General features: G+C 74.2%; 18 protein-coding genes. 3 read left to right on the top strand and 15 right to left on the bottom strand.

Features of this window, described 5'->3' with window-relative positions; all coding sequences use genetic code 11:
• Positions 1 to 2 precede the first annotated feature (2 nt).
• The 3 genes from BD833_RS17665 to BD833_RS17655 all read right to left on the bottom strand — a co-directional run bounded on the left by BD833_RS17665 (position 3) and on the right by BD833_RS17655 (position 2,161).
• On the bottom strand, positions 3 to 302 hold the full coding sequence (locus BD833_RS17665; RefSeq protein ID WP_166534457.1) for a hypothetical protein: 300 nt from the start codon (positions 300 to 302) through the stop codon (positions 3 to 5).
• The gene (locus BD833_RS17660; RefSeq protein WP_166534456.1) at positions 302 to 727 is read right to left on the bottom strand and encodes a DUF948 domain-containing protein; all 426 of its coding nucleotides are present in this window, start codon (positions 725 to 727) and stop codon (positions 302 to 304) included. Before BD833_RS17660 ends, BD833_RS17665 begins: the two co-directional genes overlap by 1 nt.
• Positions 728 to 826: 99 nt before the next feature.
• Positions 827 to 2,161, bottom strand: a complete 1,335-nt coding sequence (locus tag BD833_RS17655) for a replication-associated recombination protein A (RefSeq protein WP_166534455.1) — start codon at positions 2,159 to 2,161, stop codon at positions 827 to 829.
• A 35-nt stretch (positions 2,162 to 2,196) separates the two neighbouring features.
• On the opposite strand from BD833_RS17655, the gene BD833_RS17650 reads away from it, so the two are divergent.
• Together BD833_RS17650 and BD833_RS17645 are read left to right on the top strand one after the other, a co-directional pair.
• The gene (locus tag BD833_RS17650) at positions 2,197 to 3,057 is read left to right on the top strand and encodes an aldo/keto reductase (RefSeq protein WP_166534454.1); all 861 of its coding nucleotides are present in this window, start codon (positions 2,197 to 2,199) and stop codon (positions 3,055 to 3,057) included.
• 162 nt (positions 3,058 to 3,219) lie between these two features.
• The gene (locus BD833_RS17645; protein ID WP_243737759.1) at positions 3,220 to 4,089 is read left to right on the top strand and encodes an endonuclease domain-containing protein; all 870 of its coding nucleotides are present in this window, start codon (positions 3,220 to 3,222) and stop codon (positions 4,087 to 4,089) included.
• Positions 4,090 to 4,185: 96 nt separating this feature from the next.
• Here the strand turns inward: BD833_RS17645 and BD833_RS17640 are convergent, their stop codons facing one another.
• The 6 genes from BD833_RS17640 to BD833_RS17615 all read right to left on the bottom strand — a co-directional run bounded on the left by BD833_RS17640 (position 4,186) and on the right by BD833_RS17615 (position 11,163).
• Positions 4,186 to 5,127 (bottom strand): hypothetical protein, encoded by a 942-nt coding sequence (locus tag BD833_RS17640; RefSeq protein ID WP_166534453.1) that lies wholly within the window; start codon positions 5,125 to 5,127, stop codon positions 4,186 to 4,188.
• A gap of 37 nt (positions 5,128 to 5,164) precedes the next feature.
• Positions 5,165 to 6,256, bottom strand: a complete 1,092-nt coding sequence (locus BD833_RS17635) for a pyridoxal-phosphate-dependent aminotransferase family protein (RefSeq protein ID WP_166534452.1) — start codon at positions 6,254 to 6,256, stop codon at positions 5,165 to 5,167.
• Between the two features lie 102 nt (positions 6,257 to 6,358).
• The gene (aspS, locus tag BD833_RS17630) at positions 6,359 to 8,134 is read right to left on the bottom strand and encodes an aspartate--tRNA ligase (protein ID WP_166534451.1); all 1,776 of its coding nucleotides are present in this window, start codon (positions 8,132 to 8,134) and stop codon (positions 6,359 to 6,361) included.
• A 94-nt stretch (positions 8,135 to 8,228) separates the two neighbouring features.
• Complete coding sequence (locus BD833_RS17625) at positions 8,229 to 9,212, bottom strand: aldo/keto reductase (protein WP_166534450.1); 984 nt, start codon at positions 9,210 to 9,212, stop codon at positions 8,229 to 8,231.
• A gap of 5 nt (positions 9,213 to 9,217) precedes the next feature.
• Positions 9,218 to 10,471: a histidine--tRNA ligase gene (gene hisS, locus BD833_RS17620; RefSeq protein ID WP_166534449.1), complete on the bottom strand. Its 1,254-nt coding sequence runs from the start codon at positions 10,469 to 10,471 to the stop codon at positions 9,218 to 9,220.
• Positions 10,472 to 10,479: 8 nt separating this feature from the next.
• Positions 10,480 to 11,163, bottom strand: a complete 684-nt coding sequence (locus tag BD833_RS17615; RefSeq protein ID WP_166534448.1) for an MBL fold metallo-hydrolase — start codon at positions 11,161 to 11,163, stop codon at positions 10,480 to 10,482.
• A gap of 79 nt (positions 11,164 to 11,242) precedes the next feature.
• Here BD833_RS17615 and BD833_RS17610 point away from each other — a divergent pair, with 79 nt between their 5' ends.
• Positions 11,243 to 12,094: a peptidylprolyl isomerase gene (locus BD833_RS17610; protein WP_166534447.1), complete on the top strand. Its 852-nt coding sequence runs from the start codon at positions 11,243 to 11,245 to the stop codon at positions 12,092 to 12,094.
• Between the two features lie 64 nt (positions 12,095 to 12,158).
• On the opposite strand, the gene BD833_RS17605 is transcribed toward BD833_RS17610, so the two are convergent.
• The 6 genes from BD833_RS17605 to ruvB all read right to left on the bottom strand — a co-directional run bounded on the left by BD833_RS17605 (position 12,159) and on the right by ruvB (position 19,852).
• Complete coding sequence (locus BD833_RS17605; RefSeq protein ID WP_166534446.1) at positions 12,159 to 14,609, bottom strand: RelA/SpoT family protein; 2,451 nt, start codon at positions 14,607 to 14,609, stop codon at positions 12,159 to 12,161.
• 93 nt (positions 14,610 to 14,702) lie between these two features.
• On the bottom strand, positions 14,703 to 15,290 hold the full coding sequence (locus BD833_RS17600) for an adenine phosphoribosyltransferase (RefSeq protein ID WP_166534445.1): 588 nt from the start codon (positions 15,288 to 15,290) through the stop codon (positions 14,703 to 14,705).
• A complete protein-coding gene (secF, locus tag BD833_RS17595; RefSeq protein WP_166534444.1) occupies positions 15,287 to 16,624 on the bottom strand; it encodes a protein translocase subunit SecF in 1,338 nt (445 codons plus the stop codon). Before secF ends, BD833_RS17600 begins: the two co-directional genes overlap by 4 nt.
• Positions 16,621 to 18,255: a protein translocase subunit SecD gene (gene secD / locus BD833_RS17590; protein WP_166534443.1), complete on the bottom strand. Its 1,635-nt coding sequence runs from the start codon at positions 18,253 to 18,255 to the stop codon at positions 16,621 to 16,623. Before secD ends, secF begins: the two co-directional genes overlap by 4 nt.
• 14 nt (positions 18,256 to 18,269) lie before the next feature.
• On the bottom strand, positions 18,270 to 18,581 hold the full coding sequence (yajC, locus tag BD833_RS17585) for a preprotein translocase subunit YajC (RefSeq protein ID WP_166534442.1): 312 nt from the start codon (positions 18,579 to 18,581) through the stop codon (positions 18,270 to 18,272).
• A 146-nt stretch (positions 18,582 to 18,727) separates the two neighbouring features.
• Positions 18,728 to 19,852, bottom strand: coding sequence for a Holliday junction branch migration DNA helicase RuvB (gene ruvB, locus BD833_RS17580; protein ID WP_279536026.1), 1,125 nt, complete (start codon positions 19,850 to 19,852; stop codon positions 18,728 to 18,730).
• Positions 19,853 to 19,858 lie beyond the last annotated feature (6 nt).

Here is a 19,858-nt window from a genome sequence, read left to right as displayed (position 1 = left end):
GGTCAGAGGTCGGCGGCGTGGGCGCCGCGACCGGGCCCCTGGCGGCTGGGCAGCTGGACCTGGTCGCCGGTGGGCAGCGGGGCGTCCAGCCCGGTGCCCGAGCGGAGCTCGACCTCGCGCTCGTCCATCGCGGCGCGGACGTCGGCACCGAAGTCACCGATCGCGTCGGCCAGGTCGCGCAGCCCCTCGGCGATCGAGGTGCCGATCCCGGCCGGGGTCATCTTCTCCGCGGCGGCGGACAGCTTGCGGACCACCAGGGCACCGATGGTGACGCCCATGGCCAGCCAGAACAGCCGGCGCATCAGGCGGCCCGCCGGGCGGCGCGGCGCTCGCGGCGCGCGGCCTTGTCGCGGGCGGCGGCGTCGGCCAGGGCCTGGCCCTCGCGCTTCTTCCGCGTCGCGCTGCGCACGCCGTAGCTGAACGCCGCGACCTTGATCAGCGGGCTGCCGATCGTGGCGGCGACGACGCTGGTGAGCGCGGCGACGTTGCTCGAGACGTTCGCGGCGTTGCCGGTGATGTCGTCGACCCGCTCCAGGTTGCTGTTCACGTGGGCGACCGTGGTGCTGGCCTGGCCGAGGATCGGCGCGCTCTGCTCCCGCACCTGGCGGATGGTCAGGGTGGTCTCGTCGAGCGTCCGGCCGAGCTTGAGCAGCGGCACGGCCACCAGCACCACCAGCAGCACCAGCGCCCCGGCTGCGATCAGCCCGGCGATCTCTCCTGCGGACACGCGTGCTCCTGTTCTGAGGGGAATCGACGCCGGCGGCGACGCTCCGGCCTGATCACAGTAGTCGCGCACCCTGTGGGTCGTCGGTCCCCCGCCGGGGCGTCACCGCGAGCGGCGGATGATCGCCCGGAGCTTGGCCAGCCGCTCCCCCAGTCGCGCCTCCGCACCCCGGCCGGTCGGCCGGTAGTAGTCCCTGCCCACCAGCGCGTCGGGTGGGTACTGCTGCGGGACGACGCCGTCGGGGTGGGCGTGCGGGTACACGTACGTCGCGCCGTGGCCCAGCTTCTTCGCCCCGGCGTAGTGCGCGTCGCGCAGCCCGGCCGGCACCGGGCCACCGAGCCCGGCCCGCACGTCGGCCATCGACTCACCGATGGCCGCCGTGACCGCGTTGGACTTCGGGGCGGTGGCGAGGTGCACGACGGCCTGGGCCAGCGGGAAGTGCCCCTCCGGCATGCCGATGAAGGCGACGGCGTCGGCGGCGGCGACCGCGGCCAGCAGCGCCGTCGGGTCGGCCATGCCGATGTCCTCGCTGGCGGAGATCACCAGGCGCCGGGCGATGAAGCGCGGGTCCTCCCCCGCGGTCACCATGCGGGCCAGGTAGTGCAGGGCGGCGTCGACGTCGCTGCCGCGGATCGACTTGATCAGCGCGCTCGCGACGTCATAGTGCATGTCGCCCTGCCGGTCGTAGCGCACGGCTGCCTGCGCCACCGCCGTCTCCAGCGTGGCGAGGTCGATCTCCGCCCCGCCGGCCGCCTGCGCGGCGCCCGCGCCGGACTCCAGCGCGGTGAGCGCCTTGCGCGCGTCGCCCCCGGCCACCCGCACCAGGTGGTCCTCCGCCTCGGTGCTCAGGGTGAGGGCCCCGCCGAGCCCCCGGTCGCTGGCCAGCGCCCGGTGCAGGACCGCGCGGATGTCGTCGTCGGTGAGCGGCTGGAGGGCCAGCACGAGGCTGCGCGAGAGCAGCGGGCTGACCACGGAGAAGAACGGGTTCTCCGTGGTGGCCGCGATCAGGCTGACGATCCGGTCCTCGACCGCGCTCAGCAGGCTGTCCTGCTGCGTCTTGGAGAAGCGGTGCACCTCGTCGATGAAGAGCACGGTGCGGCGGCCGGCGTAGGTGAGCTCCCGCTTGGCGCCGGCGATGACCGCCCGCACCTCCTTCACCCCGGCGTCGAGGGCGGACAGCTGCACGAACTGGCGCTTGGTGGCCAGGGAGATGACGTGCGCCAGCGTCGTCTTCCCGGTGCCCGGGGGGCCGTACAGGACCAGCGACATCGGCTCGTCGGACTCGACCAGCCGCCGCAGCGGCGCCCGGTCACCGAGCAGGTGCTGCTGGCCGACGACCTCGTCCAGCGCGCGCGGCCGCATCCGCACCGCCAGCGGCGCGCCCGGGTCGACCGCCGCGGGGCCGTCGTCCTCGGGTGCGTCGAACAGCGAGCTCACGGGTGAGAACGCTACCCGCGGGGCACGACAGCCCCATGCAGCAGCGACGCATCGGGAACCTGACCGTGGGCGCCATCGGCCTGGGCGCCATGCCCCTCTCGACCAAGACCGACCGCCCCTCGCGCGAGGAGGCCGCCGGCGTGGTGCACGCCGCCCTGGACGCCGGGGTGACCCTCGTCGACACCGCCGACGCCTACTCCCTGGACGAGGCGGAGTTCGGCCACAACGAGGAGCTCGTGGCCGAGGCGCTGCGCTCCTACGGGCCGGGAGCCGCCGACGTGCTGGTCGCCACCAAGGGCGGGCACACCCGGCGCGGCACCGACTGGGAGCTGGACGGGACGCCGTCCTACCTCCGCCGGGCCTGCGAGGCGTCGCTGCGCCGGCTGGGGGTGGAGGCCATCGGGCTCTACCAGTTCCACCGGCCCGACCCGGCCACCCCGTGGGAGGAGTCGATCGGGGCGCTGCGGCAGCTGGCCGACGACGGGCTGGTGCGCATGGTCGGCATCTCCAACGCCGACATCGCCCAGATCGACGCCGCCCGCTCGATACTCGGCGACGCACTCGTCAGCGTGCAGAACCAGTTCTCCCCCGGCTGGCGCTCCTCCGCCGGCGAGCTGGCCCACTGCGCCGAGCTCGGGCTGGCCTGGCTGCCCTGGAGCCCCTTCGGCGGGGTGCCCGCCGCAGGCTCCCTCGGCTCGTCGGCGCCGGCGTTCGCGGAGGTGGCCGACGAGCTCGGGGCATCGGTCCACCAGGTGGCGCTGGCCTGGCACCTGGCGCAGAGCGACGTCGTCGTCCCGATCCCCGGCGCGTCCCGGCGGGAGTCGATCGTCGACTCCGCCGCCGCGGCCGACCTGAAGCTCACGCCCGAGCAGCTGGCCCGCCTCGACGCCGCCTGATTCGTCTTCCGCTCGACGAGTGGGCAGTTGCGGTCGCCGACACGCGCGGACACGCCAGGCCGGACGACCACGACTGCCCACTCGGCGTCCACAGGCGGGAATCCCTTCCACGGACCCGCCGCCCGCGGCCCGCCGCCGCCGGGGCGCACCGACGCCTCCCCGGTGGACCGCATCGGGCTGCCGCCCGCCTACACCCGCCCGGAGGCCGCTGCCGCCGGGCTGACCCGCGCACAGCTCCGGGACGACGGCGTGCGGGTGACCCGCGGCGCCTACGTGTCGACGGCGGTGCCGCTGGGTCTGCGCGCTGCCTGCCTGGCCGCGCTCCCGGTGCTCCCCGCGGGCACGGTGTTCTCCCACCGAACCGCCGCCACGCTCCTCGGCGCACCGCTGAGAGCCGGCTGGCCCGTGCACCTCACCGTGCCGCCGGGCACGCACCGACCCCGGCGCGCGCGCTTCGCCGCACACGTGTGCGCCCTCGGGGAAGGCGACGTCACCACCGAGCACGGGCTACCGCTGACCAGCGGGGTCCGCACCTGGCTGGACCTGGCCGGACTGCTGCCGCCGGGAGAGCTGCTCGCCGTGGGGGACGCGCTGATGCGGGCCGGCCACCTCGACGCCGCCACGCTGGCCCACCGGCTGGCCGGCACGACCGGGCGCCGGGGCGTCGTCACCGCGCGCGCCCTGGCCGGGCACCTGACGCCGCTGGCCGCATCTTGCCCGGAGAGCCTGGTCCGCCACGCTCTCCTCAGCAGCGATCTCCCGGGGCCCGAGGTGCAGGTGCCGGTGCAGGACCCACGGGGGCGGGTAGTGGCGCACGCGGACCTGGGCTACCGGCGCTGGAAGATCGCCGTCGAGTACGAGGGGCGGCAGCACGCCGAACGGGCGCAGTTCGACCGGGACATCGATCGGTACTCGCTCATGGCCGCCGACGGCTGGCTCGTGCTGCGTTTCGGGCACGCGGTGCTGGGACGGCTCGGCACCGTGGTCGACCGCACCCGACGTGCCCTGATCAGCCGGGGCGCGACGTGGTGACCGCAGCGCCTCCCGGGTCGAGAAGGCAGTTGCGGTCGCCGACACGCGCGGACACGCCGGCGCGAGCGGTCACGACTGCCCACTCGGCCGTCGTGCTCAGGCGGTGGTGGCCCGCCGGGCGGCGAGGCGGGGCCGGACGAGGCACACCAGGGCCGCGACGACGACGGCGGCGATGAGGGGGGCCACCGGCTGGTAGTCCGGCCGCGCGGCGACCCAGAAGACCTCCTGCACCGCTGCGGCGAGGGCTTCGGACAGCGTCTCGGGGACACCGGGCATGCCGGGCACGGCGCCGCGCAGGTAGAACTCCAGGTTGACCACCGCGGTGAACGCCGGCTCCACGAACCAGGCACCCACCAGCACCACCGCCCACCACGCCAGGCGCGCCGCCGGGCGGATGCCGATCACCACGAGGGCTGCCGCCAGCACGGCCGCCCCGGCCCACTCGGTCCACCGCCAGTCGAGGACGAGCAGCCCGTCGGCCTGCGTCGCGTTCAGCACCGCGATCTGCAGCGAGCTCGACCACGCGGGTACCGCGGTCGCCAGCGCGGCCAGGGCGACCCCCAGCCCGACCCGACCGACCACCCAGGCCGAGCCGAGCGCCCAGCCGAGGAGACCGGCCAGGACCGTGAGCAGGCCGAGGCCGGCCACCACCCCGCCGTCATCGCCGGCCGCCGGCCGCTGGTCGGCGAGGAACAGCCCCACCAGCAAGAGGGTCACCGCCATCGCGGCGGCCATCCCGGCACCCGTCGCGCCCACCGCGGTCCGGCGTCGTCCCCGGCGGGCGAGCAGGCCGAGCAGGCCGGCCGCGATCCCGCCCGCGAACGCGCCCGTCACCAGGGCACCGCCCCGGGTGGCGAGCAGCGGCACCAGCGGCCATCCCCGGACCGGGGAACCGGCGAGGAGCTCCTCGAGGAGCGCGGGGAGGTAGCCGACCAGCCACCAGCCCAGCCCGGCGACCGGGACGAGCGCCCACGGCGGCAGGCCCCGGGACGGCCGGCCCGTCGATGCCTCCTGGTGCGGAACCTCCTGGTGCAGCATGTGCCCAGTGTGCCCTACGCCACATCGGGCGCGGGGGTCAGCGGCCGAGGACGTCCCGGAGGGCGGCCAGCACGAACGCCACCTTGGCCGGCGACGCGTTCGGCCCCATGAGGCCGATCCGCCAGACGGTGGCCGCGTAGGCGCCCACTCCCCCGCCGATCTCCAGGTCGAACCGCTCGAGCAGCTCCTTGCGGACCGCCGCCGAGTCGACGCCGTCGGGCACCTGCACGGTGGTCAGCTCCGGCAGCCGGGAGCCCTCGGCGGCGAAGAGCTCCAGCCCGAGCTCCGCGAGGCCCTCGTGCAGCAGCCGGCCGGCCTCGGCGTGCCGGGCGTGGACGGCGTCGAGCCCCTCGTCCAGGATCCGGCCCAGCCCCGCGTGCAGCGACACGACCATCCCGGTCGGGGCGGTGTGGTGGTAGGTGCGGCCGCCCGACCCCGCGGCCTCGCCGGCGTAGCCCCCGAGCATCCCGAGGTCGAGGTACCAGCTCTGCGGCTTCTGGATCCGCCGGTCCCAGGCCCGGTCGCTGATCGTGAACGGCGCGAGCCCCGGGGCCACGCCGAGGCACTTCTGGGACCCGGAGTACGCGAGGTCGACACCCCACTCGTCCAGCGAGACCGGGATGCCACCGAGCGAGGTGACGCAGTCGGCCAGGAGCAGCGCGTCGCCCTTCCCGGCGGCCAGCGGCTGGAGGTCGGACAGAACGCCGGTGGAGGTCTCCGCGTGGACGGCGGCGATCAGCTTGGGCGCGGGGTGGGCGTCCAGCACGCGCGCGGCGTCCACCGGCTGCCCCCACTCGTGCTCGACGGCGACGACCTCGGCTCCGCAGCGGCCGGCGACGTCGACCATGCGCTGGCCGAACAGCCCGTTCACCGCGACGACGACGACGTCGCCCGGGCCCACGGTGTTGACGAACGCCGCCTCCATGCCCGCCGAGCCGGTGGCCGACAGCGGCAGCGTGCGCCGGTTCGCGGTGCCGAAGACCTGGCGCAGCCGGTCGGAGGTCTCGTCGAGGATCCGGAGGAACTCCGGGTCGAGGTGCCCCAGGAGCGGCTGGCCCAGCGCGACCTGCGCCTCGGGGTAGGGGTTGGACGGACCGGGACCGAGCAGGGTGCGGGCGCGCAGAGGCATGGCCGGGACGCTACCGGCCCCCCGGCCGCACCGAGTGGGCAGTTGTGGCCGCCGACACGCGAGGACACGCGGTCGCGGGCGGCATCAACTGCCCACTCGGGCTCACTTCGTCGGGTCGGAGGGGCCCGGCGCCCCAGGCTCGCCGGGCAGCGCCGGCTCCTCCGGCTTGGCGTCGATGCCGGACTCCTTGCGCTGCGCGTCGGTGATCGGCGTCGGCGCGCCGGTGAGCGGATCGAAACCGGCGCCGGTCTTCGGGAAGGCGATGACCTCCCGGATGGACTCCACGCCCGACAGCAGCGCCGCGAGGCGGTCCCACCCGAGGGCGGCGCCGGCGTGCGGCGGCGGGCCGTAGGCGAACGCCTCGAGGAAGAAGCCGAACCGCTCGCGGGCCTCCTCGCGGGACATGCCGAGGGTCTCGAACACCCGCTCCTGCAGGTCGGCGTCGTGGATGCGGACCGAGCCGCTCATCACCTCGTTGCCGTTGATCACCATGTCGTAGGCGTCGGACAGCGCCGCGCCCTTGTCGTCGGCGAAGCCGTCCCGCCACTCCGGGGTGGGCGAGGTGAAGGGGTGGTGCATGAAGGTCCAGGAGCCGTCCTCGGTCTCCTCGAACATCGGGAAGTCGACGACGAAGAGGAACGACCAGGAGCCGGGCTCGATGAGCTCCAGCCGCTTGGCGATCTCGTTCCGGGCCGCGCCCAGCAGCTCCTGCGCCGACCGGCGTGCCCCGGCGGCGAAGAAGACACAGTCGCCCGGCTTCGCCCCGACGGCCTCGACCAGGCCCGCGCGCTCGGACTCGGAGATGTTCTTGGCGACCGGGCCGCCGAGCGTGCCGTCCTCGGCGATCGTCACGTAGGCCAGGCCGCGGTAGCCGCGGGACTTGGCCCAGTCCTGCCACGCGTCGAACGCCCGCCGCGGCTGCGAGCCGCCGCCGGGCATCACGACGGCGCCGACGTAGGGCGCCTGGAAGACCCGGAACGGGGTGTCGGCGAAGTACGACGTCAGCTCGGTCAGCTCGACGCCGAAGCGCAGGTCGGGCTTGTCGGAGCCGAACCGGTCCATGGCCTCGCGGTAGGTCATCCGCGGGATCTCGGGCACCTCGTAGGAGGCCAGCCCGCGCCACAGCGAGCGGACGACGTCCTCGGCGACGGCCAATACGTCGTCGCGGTCGACGAAGCTCATCTCGAAGTCCAGCTGGGTGAACTCCGGCTGCCGGTCGGCCCGGAAGTCCTCGTCGCGGAAGGCGCGGGCGATCTGGTAGTACCGCTCCAGCCCACCGATCATCAGCAGCTGCTTGAACAGCTGCGGCGACTGGGGCAGCGCGTACCACTTGCCCGGCTGCAGCCGCACCGGCACGAGGAAGTCGCGGGCCCCCTCGGGCGTGGACCGGGTCAGGTTCGGCGTCTCCACCTCGACGAAGCCGTGGCCGGCCATCACGCCCCGGGCGATCCGGTTGATCTCCGAGCGCAGCCGGATGGCCTTCGCCGGGCCCTGCCGGCGCAGGTCGAGGTAGCGGTACCGGTACCGGACGTCGTCGGAAGCCGCCTGGTCGGTCTCGATCGGGAACGGCAGCGGCGCCGCCGCCGACAGCACCCGGAGCTCCGACGTCGCCACCTCGATCTCGCCGGTGGGCAGCTCCGGGTTCTCGTTGCCCTCCGGCCGGCGCCGCACGTCACCGGTGACGAGGACGCAGTACTCGTTGCGCAGGTGGTGCGCCTCCTCCTCCCGGACGACGACCTGCACGTACCCGGAGGCGTCGCGCAGGTCGAGGAAGACCACCCCGCCGTGGTCGCGGCGGCGGGCGACCCAGCCGGCGAGGGTGACGGTGGTGCCGGCGTCGGACGCGCGCAGCGTTCCGGCGTCGTGGGTGCGGAGCACGGGAGATTCCTTCGGGTGGGTGGTGGGAGGCGGCGGAGCGTGGGTGGTGGGAGGCGGCGGAGCGTGGGTGGCGGGAGGCGGTGCGGTGGAACGGTTACCAGCGGTCGTGCACGTGGGCGCGGATGCGCTCGTCGTACAGCCGCTCGAGGTCGGCGAGCTGGGCGTCCGACAGCGGCGCCATCGTGGCCGCCGCGACGTTGCCGCGCACCTGGGTGACGTTGCGCGCCCCCGGGATGACGGTGGTGACGCCGGGCTGGTCGATGACCCAGCGGAGCGCGAAGGCGGCCGTGGGCACCGCGTCGCCGGCGATCGCGGCGACCTCGCGGGCGGCCTCGACGCCGACCTCGAAGGGCACCCCGGCGAACGTCTCGCCGACGTCGAAGGCCTCGCCGTTGCGGTTGAAGTTCCGGTGGTCGTCGGCCGGGAACGTCGTCTGCTCGTCGTACTTGCCGGTCAGCAGCCCGCTGGCCAGCGGCACGCGGGCGAGGATGCCGACGCCGGCGCGCTGCGCGGCGGGCAGCAGCTCCTCCAGCGGCTTGCGCCGGAAGATGTTCAGGATGACCTGGATGGTCTGGACGCCCTCGTGCTCCAGCGCCGTCAGCCCCTGCGCGGCGGTCTCCACCGAGACGCCGTAGGCGGCGATCGAGCCGTCGGCGACGAACCCGTCGAGCGTGTCGTAGACCCGCTGATCGGAGTAGACAGCCGGCGGCGGGCAGTGCAGCTGCACGAGGTCGAGGGTGTCGACGCCGAGATTGCGGCGGGACCGGTCGACCCAGGCCCGGAGGTTCTCCGGGGTGTACTGCGCGGCCTCGAACGGGTCGGCCCGCCGGCCGGCCTTGGTCGCCACGAAGGGCCGGTCCGCCCGGGGCGCCAGCGCCTTCCGGATGCGCTCCTCCGAGCGGCCGTCGCCGTAGACGTCCGCGGTGTCCAGCAGGGTCACCCCGGCGTCGAGCGCGGCGTCGAGGACCTCGCCGGCGGTGTCCTCGTCGACGTCCCCCCAGTCACCGCCGAGCTGCCAGGTGCCCAGGCCGATCACGCTGACGTCCGCACCGGTCCGGCCGAGTGGTCGCTGCTCCATGCTGGTCATCCCTCCACACTCGCACGCACCGCGTCGAACAGCTCGGCCACCGGGACCGCCCGCTGCTCACCGGTGCCCATGTCCTTGAGCTGGCCCACGCCCTCGGCCAGGTCGCGATCGCCGACGACGACGACGTGCGAGGCCCCCGAGCGGTCCGCGGCCTTCATGGCCCCCTTGAGCCCGCGGTCGCCGTAGACGGTGTCGGCCGCGATGCCGGCCTCCCGGAGCTGCCCGACCAGCCGGACCGCCAGCCGCTTGGCCTCCGCCCCGAGCGGCACGACGAACGCCTGCACGCCCGCCCTCGAGCCGATGTCGAGGCCCTCGGCCTGCACCGCGAGCAGCGTCCGGTCCACGCCGACGGCGTAGCCGATGCCCGAGACGTCGGGGCCACCGAGCGCCGCCGACAGCCCGTCGTACCGGCCGCCGCCGCCGATCGCCGACTGCGCGCCGAGCCCGTGGTGCACGAACTCGAACGTCGTCTTCGTGTAGTAGTCCAGCCCGCGGACCAGCCGGGGCGCCTCGGTCCAGGTGACGCCGAGGTCGGTGAGGTGCTGGCGGACGGCGTCGTAGTGGGCCCTGGTGCTGTCCGAGAGGTGGTCGACCATCAGCGGGGCGTCGTCCAGCTGCGCCTGCACCTCGGGCCGCTTGTCGTCCAGCACCCGCAGCGGGTTGATGGCCGCGCGCCGGCGGGTCTCCTCGTCCAGGTCGAGCTCGTCCAGGAAGGCCACCAGCAGCTCGCGGTACTGCGGCCGGCAGGTGGCGTCGCCCAGCGAGGTGAGGAGCAGCTCGAAGTCGGTGAGCCCCAGGTCGCGGAAGCCCTGCACGCCCAGCGCCACCACCTCGGCGTCCAGCGCGGGGTCGTCGGTGCCCAGGGCCTCCATGTCGACCTGGGTGAAGTGCCGGTAGCGGCCCGCCTGGGGTCGCTCGTACCGGAACGCCGAGCCCACGGTCCAGAGCTTCACCGGCAGCGCGCCGTCGTGGAGCCGGTGCTCGATGAACGCCCGCATCAGCCCGGCGGTGAGCTCGGGGCGCAGGGTCAGCGAGCGGCCGCCGCGGTCGGCGAAGGTGTACATCTCCTTGGTGACGACGTCGGTGGACTCCCCCACCCCGCGGGAGAAGACGGCGGTCTCCTCGAACACCGGCGTCTCGACGTAGCCGTAGCCGGCCCGGCGCAGCGGCGCGGTCAGCGTGTCGCGGACGGCGAGGAAGCGCGCCGAGTCCGGCGGGAGCGTGTCGAACGTGCCCTTGGGGGCCGTCATGCCCGCGCTCACAGCCCGCGCCCCTTCGGTGCCGCGGCCGCCTCGGCGAGGTAGGGGTTGGCGGCCCGCTCGCGGCCGATCGTCGTCGCCGGGCCGTGCCCGGGCAGCACGACGGTCTCGTCGTCCAGCGGCAGGACGACGTCGCGCAGCGAGCTGAGCATCGCGTCCCAGGAGCCGCCGGGCAGGTCGACCCGGCCCACCGAGCCGGCGAACAGCACGTCGCCGGCCAGGAGGCCGGGGGCCTCGCCGAGGTCGAGGGAGAACATCACCGACCCCTGGGTGTGCCCGGGCGCGTGGCGGACCGTGAGGTCGACGCCGGCCAGCGACAGCACCTCGCCGTCGTCCAGCGCCTTCACCTCGCTCGGGTCGGGCAGCCGGACGCCGGTGATCAGCGGGGCGAGCTGCGGCCCGTGCCAGCGCGCGGGGTCCGACAGCATCCCGGAGTCGGCCGGGTGCAGGTAGGCGGGGATGCCGTAGCCGTCGCACACCGGCAGCACCGAGAAGGTGTGGTCCAGGTGCCCGTGGGTCAGCACCACGGCCACGGGCTTGAGACCGTCCTCGGCGAGCATGCGGGCCAGGGGCTCGACGGAGTCCATGCCGGGGTCGACGACGACGCACTCCTGCCCCGGGCCCGAGGCGACCGCGTAGCAGTTGGTGCCGAACGCGCCGGCGGGGAACGAGCGGATGAGCACCCGTGCAGGTTACGCGGGGCCCCGCCCCGGCCCGGCGTTGCCAGAGAGCGCCCAGGTGCGGCACCTAGACTGCCTCCCCGTGCCGACGAACAAGCAGCGCCGCGAAGCCGCGCAGCGTCACCTGCAGCGCCAGCTGGAACGCCGCACCGAGCTGGCCAAGAAGCGGCGGCGGAACCTGGGCCTGATCCTCACCGCGCTGGCCGCGGTCGTCCTGGTCGGGGCCGCGCTGCTGTTCACCGGCGTGCTCGGTGGCGACGACGACGCCGCGGACCCGGCCGCCGACGGGAGCACCCCGACCACGTCGGCGCCGACCTCGAGCTCCGCGACGCGGACCACGAACGCCGACGGCACGGTCACCTGCGAGTACCTGCCCGACGAGTCGGGCAACCCGAACCTCACCGACGTCGGAACGCCGCCCGACCCGGAGGCCACCCCCACCCAGGGGAGGGTGGACCTGCTGATGGCCACCGACCAGGGCGACCTGACCCTGACCCTCGACCGGTCCATCGCGCCCTGCGCGGCGGCAAGCTTCACCTACCTCGCCGAGCAGGACTTCTACGCCGGCAGCACCTGCCACCGGCTGGTCACCCAGGAGGCCTTCGGGCTCCTGCAGTGCGGCGACCCGACCGGCACCGGCTCGGGCGGCCCGTCGTACAAGTACGCGGAGGAGGTCACGGCCGAGACCACGTACCCCCGCGGGACGATCGCCATGGCCAAGACCGCCGCCCCGAGCAGCACCGGCAGCCAGTTCTTCCTGACCTTCACCGACGTGACCCTGCCGCCGGAGTACACGGTCGTCGGCTCGATCGACGAGGCCGGCCTGGCGGTCCTGGACACCGTCGCCGCCGGCGGGGTGCAGGGCGCCGAGGGCCCGGGCGACGGCCCGCCCAACATCCCGGTGACGGTCGAGGACATCGCCGTCGCCGGCTGAGCCCCCCGCCTCGACGAGAGCGCCGGCCCCCCGTTCGGGGACCGGCGCTCTCGTCGTTCGGCAGCTAGGCCGTCACGCGCTCCACGTCGAAGACGCCGTCGACGTTGCGCACCGTCTGCAGCACCGCGCCCAGGTGCGCCGGGTCGGCGAGCTCGAAGGTGAACCGGCTGACGGCGACGCGGTCGCGGCTGGTCTGCACCGACGCCGACAGGATGTTGACCCGCTCGTCGGCGAGCGCCTTGGTGACGTCGGAGAGCAGCCGGTGCCGGTCCAGCGCCTCGACCTGGATGGCGACGAGGAACACCGAACCCGGCGACGAGGCCCACTCGACCTCGACCAGACGTTCGGGCTTGCTCTGCAGGTCCGCCGCGTTGGTGCAGTCGGTGCGGTGCACGCTGACCCCGCCGCCGCGGGTGACGAAGCCGAGGATGTCGTCGCCGGGCACCGGTGTGCAGCACTTCGCGAGCTTGGCCCAGACGTCGGTCATGCCGTGCACGACGATCCCCGGGTCGCCGGCCGAGCGCCGGACCACCGGCCGCCGGGTCGGGATGGCCGTCTCGGCGATGTCCTCGGTGGCGCCCTCGCTGCCGCCGAGGGCGGCGATCAGCTTCTCGACCACCGAGGTCGCGGACAGCTGGCTCTCCCCCACCGCGGCGAACAGCGCGGTGACGTCGGCGTGGCGGAGGTCCTTGGCCAGCGTCGACAAGGCCTCACCGCCGAGCAGCCGCTGCAGCGGCAGCCCCGCCTTGCGCATCGCGCGGGTGAGCGCCTCCTTGCCCGCGTCGACGGCGTCCTCGCGGCGCTCCTTGGTGAACCACTGGCGGATCTTGGTGCGCGCCCGCGAGGAGCCGACGAAGCTCAGCCAGTCCTTCGACGGGCCGGCGTTCGGCGACCGGGAGGTGAAGATCTCGACGACGTCGCCGTTGGAGAGCTTGCTGTCCAGCGACACCAGTGAACCGTTGACCCGCGCACCGATGCAGCGGTACCCGACCTCGGTGTGCACCGCGAACGCGAAGTCCACCGGCGTGGAGTCGCCGGGGAGGCTGACCACGTCGCCCTTGGGCGTGAAGACGAAGACCTCCTGCGGACCGAGGTCGTAGCGCAGGGTCTCCAGGAACTCGCCGGGCTCCTGCGCCTCGCGCTGCCAGTCCAGCAGCTGGCGCAGCCACAGCATGTCGTCGGGCGAGCCGGCCTTCGGCGGTGCGCCGAACTCCCCGGCGCTGGGCTTGCCCCCGGCGCGCGCCTTCTCCTTGTACTTCCAGTGCGCGGCGATGCCGTACTCGGCGGTGCGGTGCATGTCGTGCGTGCGGATCTGCAGCTCGACCGGCTTGCCCTGCGGCCCGATCACCGTCGTGTGCAGCGACTGGTACATGTTGAACTTCGGCATCGCCACGAAGTCCTTGAAACGGCCGGGCACCGGCTGCCAGTGGGCGTGCATGATGCCGAGTGCGGCGTAGCAGTCGCGCACCGAGTCGACCAGGATCCGGATGCCGACCAGGTCCCAGATGTCGGTGAAGTCGCGGCCGCGGACGATCATCTTCTGGTAGATCGAGTAGTAGTGCTTCGGCCGGCCGGTGACGACCGCCTCGATCTTCGCGGCCTTGAGCTGCTCGTTGACCGTGGTGGTGACCTCGGCCAGGTAGGTGTCCCGGGACGGCGCCCGCTCGGCCACCAGCCGCACGATCTCGTCGTACCGCTTCGGGTACAGCGTGGCGAACGCGAGGTCCTCGAGCTCCCACTTGATGGTGTTCATACCCAGCCGGTGGGCCAGCGGGGCGAGGATCTCCAGCGTCTCGCGCGCCTTCTTCTCCTGCTTCTCCGGCGGGAGGAAGCGCAGCGTGCGCATGTTGTGCAGCCGGTCGGCCAGCTTGATGACCAGCACCCGGGGGTCCCGGGACATCGCCACGATCATCTTGCGGATGGTCTCGGCCTGGGCGGCATCACCCAGCTTCACCTTGTCGATCTTGGTGACGCCGTCGACGAGGTGCGCCACCTCCGACCCGAAGTCGGTGGTGATCGTCTCCAGGGTGACCCCGGTGTCCTCGACGGTGTCGTGCAGCAGCGCCGCGATCAGCGTCGTGGTGTCCATCCCGAGGCCGGCCAGGATGGTGGCGACGGCCAGCGGGTGGGTGATGTAGGGGTCACCGCTCTTGCGCTTCTGCGTGGCGTGGGCAGCCTCGGCGACGTCGTAGGCGCGCTGCAGCAGCACCAGGTCGCCCTTGGGGTGGCTCTGCCGGTGCAGCGAGGCCAGCGGCTCCAGCACCGGCCGCACCAGGCCGCTGCGCTGGCCGGCGACGATGCGGCGGGCGAGCCGGTCGCGCACCCGCCGCCGCGGCGTCCCGGAGTCGGCGTCGAGCGGCTCGGCACCGACGTCGTCGGGCCGGCGGACCGCGGGGCGTTCGGGCAGCGGGCTGCGCACCGGCGCGTCGCCGGGCGGGGCCGCGACCGCGCCGGGCACCTCCGGAGCCGCACCAGGCCGCGCGGGAGCGGCGTCAGCGGCTACTTCGGAGGCCACGGCTACTCCTGCCGGCTCGAGGAGGGGGAACCTCCCCCATGCTAGCGGGAGGTGACCACCCGGCGATGTCCGCCGCCGGGCCACCTCCCCCGGTCAGGTGGTCCAGAGCGCGTGCACGGTGTGCGGCGCCAGGCGTTGCCGGCCGCCGAGAGCCGCCAGCTCCACCACCACTGCCACGGCCGCGACGACCCCGCCGAGCTGCTCGACGAGCGCGACCGCCGCCGTCAGCGTCCCCCCGGTGGCGAGGACGTCGTCGACCACGAGCACCCGCTGACCGGGACGCACCGAGTCGGTGTGCAGCTCCAGCGTCGCGGTGCCGTACTCGAGGGCGTAGTCGGCCGCGATGCGCTCCCGCGGCAGCTTCCCGGCCTTGCGCACCGGGACGACGCCCACGCCGGCGTCCAGCGCCACAGCTGCGGCCAGGAGGAAGCCGCGCGCCTCCACCCCGGCGACGACGTCGAACGCCCGGTCCCCCGCGCCCGCGCCGGCCAGCGCCGCGGCCCGCGGATCGGACAGCGCCGGCGCCGCCAGACCGTCGACCACCCGGCGGAAGGCCGGGCCGTCGGCGAAGACCGGGGTCAGGTCGCGGAAGACGATCCCCGGCTCGGGGTGGTCGGGGACGTCGACGGTGAGGCCGGCGATCAGCTCGTCGAGCGGGGGCCCGGAAGGATCGCCGGTCACCGACGCCGCTTGCCCGCGGGGCCACTGCGCCCGTCGGGCCGCTGCGGACGGGCGCCCGGGCGCGGTGCCGCGGTGGCACCCCGCGACGGCTCCGGGCGCACCGAGGCCGGTGACTCGACGACCACGTCGGCGGCCACGGTCTCGGGCAGCTCGGCCACGGCCACGCCGCCGCCTCCGGCCGACCGCCGGCGCCGGGCGCTGGCCACGGGGCCGGCCGGGGGCGCACCGGCGCCGGTGCGTGCCGCCGAGGACCGGCGGGCCAGCACCCGGCGCCGCAGCGCCTCCTGCGCGGGCTCGCGCTCCTTGAGGTCGGCCACGATCGGCGTCGCCAGGAAGATCGACGAGTAGGTGCCGGCGGCCAGGCCGACGAAGAGCACCAGCGCGAGGTCCTTGAGCGTGCCGACGCCGAGCAGCCCGGCGCCGACGAACAGCAGGCCGGCGACCGGCAGCAGCGCGATCACCGAGGTGTTGATCGACCGCATCAGCGTCTGGTTGACCGCCAGGTTGGCCGCCTCGCCCCAGGTCATGCGGGCGCTGCGCTCCAGGTCACGGGTGTTCTCGTCGACCTTGTCGAAGACCACGACGGTGTCGTACAGCGAGAAGCCGAGGATGGTGAGGAAGCCGATCACCGTCGAGGGCGTCACCTCGAAGCCGATCAGCGAGTAGACGCCGGCGGTGAGCACGATGTCGTGCAGCAGCGCGACCATCGCCCCGACCGCCATCGCGGGCTGGAACCGCACGGCGAGGAACAGCACCACCGCGACCAGGAAGACGGCGAGGGCGATCAGCGCCTGCTGGGTGATGTCCCCGCCCCACTCGGCGCTGACCGACTCGGGGCTGACGTCGTCGGGCGCGATGCCCACCGAGTCGGCCAGGGCGGCCACCACCGCCCGCTCGGCGGCGTTGTCCAGCTGCTCGGTGCGGATCAGCAGGGTGTTGCCACCGACCACCTGGGCGGTGGCGACCTCGGCGCCGGCGTCCTCCGCCGCCGCCCGGGCGTCCTGCAGCTGCTGCTCCGAGCCGGGCAGCCGGAAGCTGTTCCCGCCCTCGAAGTCGATGCCGAAGTTGAACCCCCGGAACACCATGGACAGCAGGCACAGCAGCACGACCACCGCGGTGACCTTGTAGATCAGCCGGCTCCGGCCGACGACGTCCAGCCCGGCCTCGCCGTTGTAGAGCCGGTGTGCCAGCCCGGCCCGGCGACCCGCCGGGGCCGGAGGCGTGGCGTCGCCGTCGCCGCCCGGGTCCTGGGGCAGCCCGGCGTCGACGAGCGCCTCCTCGCCGGTGCGGGCCTCCTCCGGCGCCGCGGCGTCCGGATCGGTCGGGCGGGTCATGAGGTGCTCCTGTCCTGCGGGCCGGTCCCGGACGCGGCGCCGACGAGCTCCCGGCCGCGGGCGGGCGGCGCCGGACGGCGGGTGTGCTCGACCCGGCCGAGACCGGAGAACCGGTTCGCGCCGAACTTCTTGAACCGGGAGAGCACGGCCATGAGCGGGTGGGTGAAGAGGAAGACGACGACCAGGTCGAGCACGGTGGACATGCCGAGGGTGAAGGCGAAGCCCTTCACGTCACCGATCGCCAGCACGTAGAGGATCGCCGCCGCCAGGAAGCTGACCGCGTCGGCGGAGAGGATCGTCCGGCGGGCGCGGACCCAGGCCCGGGGTACCGCCGAGCGCAGCGACCGGCCCTCGCGGATCTCGTCCTTGAGCCGTTCGAAGTACACGACGAAGGAGTCGGCGGTGATGCCGATCGAGACGATGAACCCGGCGATGCCGGCGAGGCTCAGCGTGAAGCCGATCTCCCGGCCCAGCAGGATCAGGCAGGCGTAGACCACCGCCGCCGACAGCAGCAGGCTGGCGATCATCACCAGGCCCAGCAGCCGGTAGTAGAAGAGCGCGTAGACGAACACCAGCGCGATGCCGAGGGCACCGGCGATCAGCCCGGCCTCGAGCTGCTCCGCGCCGAGCTCGGTGGAGATCGACTGGGCCGTCGCCTGGGTGAAGGTCAGCGGCAGGGCGCCGTAGCGCAGCTGGTTGGCCAGCTCCGTGGCCGACTCCTGGTCGAACTGACCGGTGATCGTGGTCGGGTTGGTCGTGATCGCGCTGTTGATCCGGGGCGCGGAGACGACCCGCCCGTCCAGCGTGAACGCGACGCTCGAGCCGACGTTGGCCGAGGTGTAGCCCGCCCACGTCGCCAGGCCGTCGGACTGGAAGTCCAGCAGGACGACCCAGCTGCCGTCGGACTGCTCGGTGCCGGCGGTGGCGTCATCGATCTCGGTGCCCTCGATGATCGTGGGCCCGAGGAGGTACTTGGCGGTGCCGTCCTCGCTGCACGCCGCGACGAAGGACTCGGGCCGGTCGATGTCACCGGTGACGTTCTCGGTCTCGCAGGTCAGCGTCGCGAACTCCGCGGCCGCCTCCTCCTGCGTCACCGGAGGGGCGTCGGGGTCGGGCAGCTCGGGCGCCTCGACGGCGTCGTCGGCGTCGGTGGGCGCCGCGGGGTCGGTCTCCTCGGCGGTGTCGCCCTCGGCGCTGCCGTCGGCGGTCTCGGCCCCCTCGGTCTCCTCGGCGGGCGCCTCCTCCGCGGCAGCCGCGGGGGCGGGGCCCTCGATCACCGGGCGGAACCGCAGCTGCGCGGTGGCGCCGAGCTCGCGGGCCTGCTCGCCGTCGTCACCGGGCACGGAGATGACGATGTTCGAGTCACCTTCGGTGACCACCTCGGCCTCGGCGACACCGAGGCCGTTCACCCGCTGCTCGATGATCCGGCGGGCCAGCTCCAGGTCCTCCTGGGCCGGCGCCTCGCCGTCGGGGGTGCGGGCGGCGAGGGTCACGGTCGTGCCGCCGCGGAGGTCCAGCCCCAGCTGCGGGGTGCGGGTGTCGCCGGTGAAGAAGACCAGCCCGTACAGCAGGGCGACGATCAGCGCGAAGGCGCCGAAGTAGCGGCCCGCGGGGAGCGAGCGGTTTGCCACGGAATGCCTCCGGGTCAGACGGTGCCGTCGGCGGGGCGCGCGGGGTCGTCGTCGACCGCCGTCGCCCCGGCCGGGCGACGCACCTCGAGGATCGCCTGGATGGCGAAGGTGACCACGACGCCGGGGGCGATCTCCAGGTCGACGGTCTTCTCACCCTTGGCGGCGACCGTGCCGTGCAGGCCGCTGGTGGTCATGACCGGGGTGCCGACCGCGAGCGAGGCCTGCATGGCCGCCTGCTGCTCCTGCATCTTCTTGCGCTGCCGCGCGGGCAGGACGAAGAGCAGGACGGCCAGCACGGCCAGCATGATCAGCGGGAAGTACTCCACGACAGGTGTGCCTCTCTTCCGCGACCGGTGCATCGCGGTGGGTGCGGCCCGGGACGGGACCGCTCGGGTACGTCGGTTGCGGCGCGCGCGGCGACCGGACGGGGCGCACGGCCCGGCCTGCGAGTTGCGCGCCAGCGTCCGGGAGTCTAGGCGTCGAACAGCACTTCTGACGACGACCCCGGGACCTGTGGGTCGGCTGTGACCCGACCGAGCGGGACGCCGCCGCGCGGCAGCGGCCGGCCCAGGTGCTGCCAGGCGGCCTCGGTGGCCACCCGGCCGCGGGGGGTGCGGGCCAGCAGTCCGGCCCGCACCAGGAACGGCTCGCACACCTCCTCGACGGTGTGCGGCTCCTCCCCCACCGCGACCGCGAGCGTGGCGACGCCGACCGGCCCGCCGCCGAACTTCGCGACCAGCGCCTCCAGGACCGCCCGGTCCAGCCGGTCCAGCCCCAGGTGGTCGACGTCGTAGAGGGCCAGGGCCGCTTCGGCGACCGCCCGGGTCACCCGGCCGTCGGCCTCGACCTCGGCGTAGTCGCGCACCCGGCGCAGCAGCCGGTTGGCGATGCGGGGGGTGCCGCGCGACCGGCCGGCGATCTCGGCCGAGCCGTCGGCGGTGAGCTCGACGCCGAGCAGGTCGGCGCTGCGGGCCAGCACCCGCTGCAGGTCGGCGGTCTCGTAGAACTCCATCTGGCCGACGAAGCCGAACCGGTCGCGCAGGGGGCCGGTGAGCAGGCCGGCCCGGGTGGTGGCGCCGACGAGGGTGAACGGGTTGATCTCCAGCGGGATCGCCGTGGCCCCGGGGCCCTTGCCGACGACGACGTCGACCCGGAAGTCCTCCATCGCCATGTACAGCAGTTCCTCGGCGGGGCGGGCGATCCGGTGGATCTCGTCGATGAACAGCACGTCGCCGGGCGCGAGGTTCGACAGCATCGCAGCGAGGTCGCCCGACCGCTCGATCGCCGGGCCGCTGGTGATCTTCACCGCCGTGCCGAGCTCCGAGCCGATGATCAGCGCCAGGCTGGTCTTGCCGAGCCCGGGTGGCCCGGAGAGCAGCACGTGGTCGGGCGTGCGCCCCCGCCGCTTCGCGCCCTCGAGCACCAGCGCGAGCTGGCGGGCGACCTTCGGCTGGCCGATGAAGTCGTGCAGCGAGTGCGGCCGGAGCGCCGACTCGACGACCCGTTCCTCGTCGCCGGCCTGCGGGGACACCGACCACTCGGCCGGCACCTCCCCGGCCAGCTCACCGGTCAGCGACCGGTCGAAGGGCGCGCTCACGGCCTA

This window comes from Blastococcus xanthinilyticus, assembly GCF_008124835.1.
GTDB lineage: Bacteria > Actinomycetota > Actinomycetes > Mycobacteriales > Geodermatophilaceae > Blastococcus > Blastococcus xanthinilyticus.
Note: the sequence above shows the minus strand (reverse complement) of the source record. Positions and strands in the feature narration are given on the sequence as shown.

Coding starts and splice junctions, on each gene's coding strand:
- BD833_RS17625 (WP_166534450.1), bottom strand. CDS start 9,212: ATGGAGCAGCGACCACTCGGCCGGACCGGTGCGGACGTCAGCGTGATC.
- BD833_RS17640 (WP_166534453.1), bottom strand. CDS start 5,127: ATGCTGCACCAGGAGGTTCCGCACCAGGAGGCATCGACGGGCCGGCCG.
- secF (WP_166534444.1), bottom strand. CDS start 16,624: ATGACCCGCCCGACCGATCCGGACGCCGCGGCGCCGGAGGAGGCCCGC.
- BD833_RS17650 (WP_166534454.1), top strand. CDS start 2,197: ATGCAGCAGCGACGCATCGGGAACCTGACCGTGGGCGCCATCGGCCTG.
- BD833_RS17635 (WP_166534452.1), bottom strand. CDS start 6,256: ATGCCTCTGCGCGCCCGCACCCTGCTCGGTCCCGGTCCGTCCAACCCC.
- BD833_RS17665 (WP_166534457.1), bottom strand. CDS start 302: ATGCGCCGGCTGTTCTGGCTGGCCATGGGCGTCACCATCGGTGCCCTG.
- hisS (WP_166534449.1), bottom strand. CDS start 10,471: ATGACGGCCCCCAAGGGCACGTTCGACACGCTCCCGCCGGACTCGGCG.